At 47.3% G+C, this 2799-nt stretch carries 2 protein-coding genes; one reads left to right on the top strand and one right to left on the bottom strand.

Going from position 1 to position 2799, the window contains the following annotated elements; translation table 11 throughout:
- Positions 1–1391, bottom strand: a 1391-nt coding sequence (gene gpmI / locus BHV83_RS00335) for a 2,3-bisphosphoglycerate-independent phosphoglycerate mutase (RefSeq protein ID WP_286755254.1), incomplete at its 3' end; no start/stop codon positions are given.
- 108 nt (positions 1392–1499) lie between these two features.
- Here gpmI and BHV83_RS00330 point away from each other — a divergent pair.
- Complete coding sequence (locus tag BHV83_RS00330) at positions 1500–2198, top strand: M48 family metallopeptidase (protein WP_005634281.1); 699 nt, start codon at positions 1500–1502, stop codon at positions 2196–2198.
- The last annotated feature ends 601 nt before the right edge of the window (positions 2199–2799 follow it).

The raw sequence follows: 2799 nt of genomic DNA, 5'->3' as shown, positions 1-2799 counted from the left end.
TATACAAAAGGAACCGGGTTCAGGGAGTGAGCCGTGTTGGGAGTACCGTCTTCGTTGAGCGCGTGATCGGCATTACCGTGGTCGGCGATGATGATTACTTCATAGCCGTTGGCTTTGGCAGCCTCGACCGTGTCTTTCACGCAGTTATCGATAGCCGTTACGGCCTTTTCGATGGCACTATAGATACCGGTATGGCCAACCATATCACCATTAGCATAGTTCACGACGATGAAGTCGAACTTCTGCGTATTGATAGCCTCAACCAACTTGTCTTTGACTTCGTAAGCGCTCATTTCCGGCTTCAGGTCGTAAGTGGCGACTTTCGGGCTCGGAACCAAGATACGTTCTTCATTTTTGTACGGAGTTTCGCGACCACCGTTAAAGAAGAAAGTCACATGAGCGTACTTCTCCGTCTCGGCGATATGAAGCTGTGTTTTCCCGTTTTCAGCCAGGTATTCTCCCAATGTGTTCTGGACGTTTTCCTTGTCGAACAGGATATGGACCCCTTTGAAAGAAGCATCGTACGGAGTCATGCAGTAATACTGCAAACCAGGGATCGTGTGCATACCCTGTTCCGGCATATCCTGCTGGGTCAGCACGACAGTCAATTCTTTTGCACGGTCGTTGCGGTAGTTGAAAAAGATCACGACATCGCCTTCTTTGATCGTACCATCTACTGTAGCGTTGTTGATCGGTTTGATAAACTCGTCGGTCACGCCTTCATCATACGATTCCTGCATGGCCTGAACCATGTCGGTAGCCTGTTTGCCCTTGCCTTCAACCAGCAGGTCGTAGGCTTCTTTCACGCGTTCCCAACGTTTGTCGCGGTCCATTGCATAGAAACGACCGACGATGGATGCGATCTTTCCGGCAGACTGTGCACAGTGGGCCGTCAGTTGTTCGATAAATCCTTTACCGCTCTTCGGGTCTGTGTCACGACCGTCCATGAAGCAGTGGATGAAAGTATTGTCGATTCCATATTCCTTGGAGATATCGCAAAGTTTGAACAGGTGGTCGAAAGAACTGTGTACGCCACCGTTGGAGGTCAACCCCATGAAATGGATATTTTTGCCATGTTCTTTGGCGTAAGAGAAGGCAGAAACGATTTCAGGGTTCTTCATGATGCTATTGTCGGCACAAGCACGGTTAATCTTCACCAAATCCTGGTAAACGATACGTCCGGCCCCGATATTGAGGTGTCCGACTTCAGAGTTACCCATTTGTCCGTCAGGCAACCCTACGTTTTCACCGCTTGCCTGTAACTGTGAATGAGGATAAGTGGCCAGCAGGCTGTCCCAATAAGGAGTGGGAGTGTTAAAGATTACATCGTCTTTACCTTGATCGCCGATACCCCAGCCGTCAAGAATCATTAAAAGGGCTTTCTTGCTCATGATTGCTTAATTATTTATTGTTTATACTCATTTTCGTTATTCGGGCACAAAGATAAGCAATTCCGGGCATATATTGTTTGCTTGGAAAATATTACTTTTGTGAACGATATGGAAAAGACGATACAAGATAAAGAGTTAGGAACCATCCACCTCCGCACCAGTCCCCGTGCTACCCGTTACACACTGAAAATCTCCAAAGGGACGATTACGGCTACCATGCCTCCGGGTGGAAACGAAGCGCGTATGCTCGCTTTTATCCGGGAAAACAAGGAAAAACTTCTTGCCGCCCTTGCCAAACATCCCGCCCGCCCGCTCCTGACAGATGAGACGAAGATGCAAACCGCAACGTTCCGCCTCCATGTCTTCCGTACCGACCGGGCTAACTTCTATATGAAATTAGACGATGGCGTCCTGCATATCGCCTGTCCCTCGCAGACCGACTTCGCCGACGAACGTGTACAAAAACTCCTGAAAGACTTCATTGAGCAAGCCCTCCGGCATGAGGCCCGCCGCCTCTTACCTTCACGGTTGCTCGACCTGGCCTCCCGGCACGGCTTCACCTGCACGGATGTAAAAATCTTCAACAGCAAAAGCCATTGGGGTAGTTGCACACCACGTCGCAGCATCAATCTCTCTCTTTCCCTGATGCTCCTGCCCTGGCACCTGATCGACTACGTCCTCCTCCACGAACTTTGCCACACCATCGAGATGAACCACAGTGACCGTTTTTGGGCATTGATGGACAAGGTCACAGAGGGGAAAGCGTTAGAACTGAGGAAGGAGTTGAAGAAGTATCATATGCTGTAAGCCGGATTGCGGAATATCTGATTATTCAGTCCTTGGGGTAATCGTTCCATGATCTCGATGTTGCTTAAGACATATGACCACTTCTTATAAAGCGTGTCACAAAATCGTTTTCCACTTCCTCTGTCACTGTATCACTGATTTCTTTGTACCAATTGATATTCAACTTGTCTTATTTGTGATATATGCCCGTTTTCTCTATCACTACGGTATCACAACCCTATCACTGGCAATTTGGATAAAAATAGACACTCCGCTTATATACAACTGTATATTAATACATTACAAATAGTACAAACAATAAACACCCTATTCCCATCCCTGCAAACCACTCGATTATTTTATGTAAAAACGGCTATAAAATAGGTAAAACCGGGTAGTTTTTATTGTCCGGCACGGTACTTTAGTTGCCGGACACCCCCATGTTGCCCCCTCTTACACCCGGATGTACCGGCTCTCTACACCCGGATGTAAAGGAGGGCAACATGGGGGTGTTTACGGAATTTCTGCTTGTTTCTGCTAAATAAAGAGAGGGCTTTTGTGAAATGAAGAACCGTATTTCGCCAATTTAATACCTATTCAACAATATGATAAAACGTCATAT

The organism is Parabacteroides sp. merdae-related_45_40, from assembly GCF_001915675.1.
This window is presented reverse-complemented; position numbering and strand designations above follow the sequence as displayed.

What these genes read in the sequence shown, in the direction of transcription:
- BHV83_RS00330 (WP_005634281.1), top strand. Translation starts at nt 1,500, where the DNA reads ATGGAAAAGACGATACAAGATAAAGAGTTAGGAACCATCCACCTCCGC.